The 4,685-nt window shown below is 71.1% G+C and carries 2 protein-coding genes; both read right to left on the minus strand.

What is annotated here, in order from left to right:
• Positions 1-1,013: serine/threonine-protein kinase (locus tag AA75_RS13675; protein WP_033820246.1), on the minus strand; the 1,013-nt coding region annotated here is incomplete at its 3' end.
• Between the two features lie 249 nt (positions 1,014-1,262).
• Positions 1,263-4,685: multifunctional oxoglutarate decarboxylase/oxoglutarate dehydrogenase thiamine pyrophosphate-binding subunit/dihydrolipoyllysine-residue succinyltransferase subunit (locus tag AA75_RS13680; protein ID WP_033820247.1), on the minus strand; the 3,423-nt coding region annotated here is incomplete at its 5' end.

The raw sequence follows: 4,685 nt of genomic DNA on the forward strand, positions 1-4,685 counted from the left end.
GCCGTCGCGCCCGGCGCCGCCGAGGGAGCCGGCGGAGCGGTGGGCGGCGGCGGGACCGGCAGCGGGGTCGGCGGGGTCTTCGGCAGGTCGGAGCGCCGGGTGATCTCGGTGTTGATCTGCCGCGGCAGCCAGTCGTCGGCGAACCGCAGCTGCCCGCCGACCGCCGGGTGGCTGCGCGCGATGTCGATGATCTCGGCCGGCCGCGGCCGGTCCTCGGGCCGCTTGGCCAGGCAGCGCAGCAGCAGTTCGCGCAGCCCGTCCGGGACGCCGTCCAGCACCGGCTCCTCGTGCACCACCCGGTAGAGCACCGCGGTCTCCGGCCCCTCGCCGAACGGCGGGGTCCCGCCCGCCACGTACGCGGCCAGCGCGCCGAGCGCGAAGACGTCGGTGGCGGGGGTGACCGGCCTGCCCTGCGCCTGCTCGGGCGACATGAAGGCGGGCGAGCCGATCCGGAACCCGGTCCCGGTCAGCGCGGTGGCGTCGGCGGCCCGGGCGATCCCGAAGTCGATCACGCGCGGACCGTCGGCCGCGATCAGCACGTTGGCCGGCTTGAGGTCGCGGTGCACCACCTCGACGCTGTGGATCGCCTGCAGCGCCTCCGCGATCCCGCCGATCAGCAGCAGCACCGTCCGCACCGGCAGCGCGCCGTGCTCCCGCACCACCTGCTGCAGCGACGGGCCCGGGACGTACGCGGTGACCAGCCACGGAGCCTCGGCGGCGGGCCCGGAGTCGATCACCTGGGCGGTGTACAGGCCGTGGATCCGCTGTGCGTTGGCCACCTCCTGGGCGAACCGGCGGCGGAACTCCGCGTCCTCGGCGAACTCCGGCCGCACCACCTTCAGCGCCACCGGCCGCCCACCGGGCGTGTACGAGAGGTACACCCGGCCCATGCCGCCCGCGCCGAGCCGGGCGAACAGCCGGTAGCCGCCCACCTCGCGCGGGTCGTCGGGGTGCAGCGGCTGGAAGATCGGCGCAAGCGGCGCGGCGGCGTCCCGCGGCGTGTCGGCGGTCATGACGGTGGCCCCCCTGTGGCGAGTGTCCTTCGGCCGCCGCCCGGTGCGGACACGGGCGGTGGCGTCCGGGGCCAACCTATCGGTGCGTCAGCTTCCGCTCCCAGCCGGTTCCCCAATTGGTTGCCGAGCTGTGGCCTTGGCGAACGTCCGCGGCGAACGTCCGTACCGGGGACGCACGGACGCCCGGGCCCGGACCTCCGCCGCAGCGAAGGCCCGGACCCGGGCGTCGTGGTACCCGCCGTCAGCGGATCAGATGCTGAACACCTCGTCGAGCAGCGCCTGCTGCTCGGCGGCGTGCCGCTTGGCCGAACCGACCGCCGGGGCGGAGGAGGCCGTACGGGCGACGCGGCGCAGGCGGGCACCGCCGTTGGCGCTGCGCCCGACGACCACCTGCAGGTGGTCGACCAGGTTCATCGCGATGAACGGCCAGGAACCCTGGTTGGCCGGCTCCTCCTGGGCCCAGATGAACTGGACGTCCTCGCCGTAGCGGCTCAGCTCCTCCTGGAGCTCCGCCACCGGCAGCGGGTAGAGCCGCTCGACCCGGACGATCGCGGTGTCGGTGATGCCGCGCTCGGTACGGGCCGCCTCCAGGTCGTAGTAGAACTTGCCGGAGGTGATCACCACCTTGCGGACGTTCGCCGGGTCCACCGTGGAGTCGCCGATAACCGGGCGGAACGAGCCGGAGGTGAACTCCGCCGTCGCCGACGCCGCCGCCTTCAGACGCAGCATCGACTTCGGGGTGAAGACGACCAGCGGCTTGTGGTGCGGGTTGTGGACCTGCCACCGCAGGAGGTGGAAGTAGTTCGCCGGGGTGGTCGGCATGGCGACCGTCATGTTGTCCTGCGCGCACAGCTGCAGGAAGCGCTCCGGGCGGGCGGACGAGTGGTCCGGGCCCTGGCCCTCCATGCCGTGCGGCAGCAGCAGGGTGACGCCGGAGTGCTGGCCCCACTTCTGCTCGGCGGAGGCGATGTACTCGTCCACCATGGTCTGCGCGCCGTTGACGAAGTCGCCGAACTGCGCCTCCCACATGACCAGCGCGTTCGGGCGGGTCAGCGAGTAGCCGTACTCGAAGCCCATCGCCGCGTACTCCGACAGCAGGCTGTCGTAGACGGTGTAGCGGGCCTGGTCCTCGGTCAGGTACAGCAGCGGGGTGTAGTCCTCGCCGCTGTTGCGGTCGATCAGCACCGCGTGGCGCTGGCCGAAGGTGCCGCGGCGGCTGTCCTGGCCGGCCAGCCGGACCGGGTGGCCCTCCATCAGCAGCGAGCCGATGGCGAGGGTCTCGCCGGTGGCCCAGTCGATGGTGTTGTCCTCGACCGAGGCGGCGCGGCGCTGCAGCTGCGGCAGCAGACGCGGGTGCACGGTCAGCCAGTCCGGCAGGTTGACCTGCGAGGCGGCGATCCGCTTGACCGTCTCCTCGGAGATGCCGGTCTGGATGGAGACCGGGAAGTCCGCGACCGGCTTGCCGTTGGTGGCCGGCTGCTGGGTCCCGGCGGCCTGGCGGACCTCGGAGAAGACCTTCTCCAGCTGGCCCTGGAAGTCCTGGAGCGCCTGCTCCGCCTCTTCCATGGTGATGTCGCCGCGACCGATCAGCGCCTCGGTGTAGAGCTTGCGCACCGAGCGCTTCTTGTCGATCAGGTCGTACATCAGCGGCTGGGTGAACGACGGGTTGTCGGCCTCGTTGTGACCGCGGCGGCGGTAGCAGATGAGGTCGATCACGACGTCCTTGTGGAACGCCTGGCGGAACTCGAAGGCGAGCCGCGCGACGCGGACCACGGCCTCCGGGTCGTCGCCGTTGACGTGGAAGATCGGCGCCTCGATCATCCGGGCCACGTCGGTGCAGTACATCGAGGAGCGCGACGAGGCCGGCGGGGCGGTGAAGCCGACCTGGTTGTTGACCACGACGTGCACGGTGCCGCCGGTGCGGTAGCCGCGCAGCTGCGACATGTTCAGTGTCTCCGCGACGACGCCCTGGCCGGCGAAGGCCGCGTCACCGTGGATCTGCAGTGGCAGCACCGGGAAGGTGGTGCCGCCCTGGTCCAGGATGTCCTGCTTGGCGCGGGCGATGCCCTCGACGACCGGGTCGACCGTCTCCAGGTGGGACGGGTTGGCGGCCAGCGACACCTTGATGGTCTCGCCGTCCAGGCCGGTGAAGGTGCCCTCGGCGCCCAGGTGGTACTTGACGTCACCGGAGCCGTGCATGGACTTGGGGTCGAGGTTGCCCTCGAACTCGCCGAAGATCCGGGCGTACGGCTTGCCGACGATGTTGGCCAGCACGTTCAGGCGGCCGCGGTGGGCCATGCCGATGACGGCCTCGTCCAGGCGGTGCTCGGCGGCGGCGTCGATGGTCGCGTCCAGCAGCGGGATCAGCGACTCACCGCCCTCCAGCGAGAAGCGCTTCTGGCCGACGTACTTGGTCTGCAGGAAGGTCTCGAAGGCCTCCGCGGAGTTCAGCCGGCGCAGGATGCGCAGCTGCTCCTCGCGCTCGGGCTTGGTGTACGGCTTCTCGACCCGCTCCTGGATCCACTTGCGCTGCTTCGGGTCCTGGATGTGCATGTACTCGATGCCGACGGTGCGGCAGTACGAGTTGCGCAGCAGGCCGAGGATGTCGCGCAGCTTCATCATCTTCTGGCCGCCGAAGCCGCCGACCGCGAACTCACGCTCCAGGTCCCACAGCGTGAGGCCGTGCTGGACGACGTCGAGGTCGGGGTGCTTGCGCTGCTTGTACTCCAGCGGGTCGGTGTCGGCCATCAGGTGGCCGCGCACGCGGTACGCGTGGATCAGCTCCATGACGCGCGCGGTCTTGTTGACCTCGTCGTCGTGGGTGGTGGCGACGTCGGTCGCCCAGCGCACCGGCTCGTACGGGATGCGCAGCGACTCGAAGACCTCGTCGTAGAAGTCGTGCTCGCCGAGCAGCAGCTGGTGGATGGTGCGCAGGAACTCGCCGGACGCCGCGCCCTGGATGACCCGGTGGTCGTAGGTCGAGGTGAGCGTCATGATCTTGGAGATGCCCAGGCGGGCCAGGGTCTCCGGGGAGGAGCCCTGGAACTCGGCCGGGTACTCCATCGCGCCGACGCCGACGATGGTGCCCTGGTTCTGCATCAGGCGCGGCACGGAGTGCACGGTGCCGATGCCGCCGGGGTTGGTCAGCGAGACGGTGACGCCGGTGAAGTCGTCCATCGTCAGCTTGTTGGCGCGGGCCCGGCGGACGATGTCCTCGTAGGCCTGCCAGAAACCGAAGAAGTCGAGGGTCTCGGCCTTCTTGATCGCCGCCACCACGAGCTGGCGGTCGCCGTTCGGCTTCACCAGGTCGATGGCCAGGCCCAGGTTCACGTGGGCGGGCTTGACCAGGTAGGTCTTGCCGTCCTTGACCTGGTAGCTGTGGTTCATGCCCGGGCTGGCCTTGATGGCCTGGACCAGGGCGTAGCCGATCAGGTGGGTGAAGGAGACCTTGCCACCGCGGGCGCGCTGCAGGTGGTTGTTGATGACGATGCGGTTGTCGATCAGCAGCTTGGCCGGAACGGCACGCACCGACGTCGCGGTCGGGACCTCCAGCGAGGCGTCCATGTTGGTGGCGACGGCCTTGGCCGGACCACGCAGCGGGACGAGCTCGGGCCCGTCGGCCGCGGCGGCCGGGGCGGCGGCGGGCGCCGCGGCCTTCGGCGCCGGGGGCGC

This window comes from Kitasatospora sp. MBT63 (assembly GCF_000710465.2).
GTDB lineage: Bacteria > Actinomycetota > Actinomycetes > Streptomycetales > Streptomycetaceae > Kitasatospora.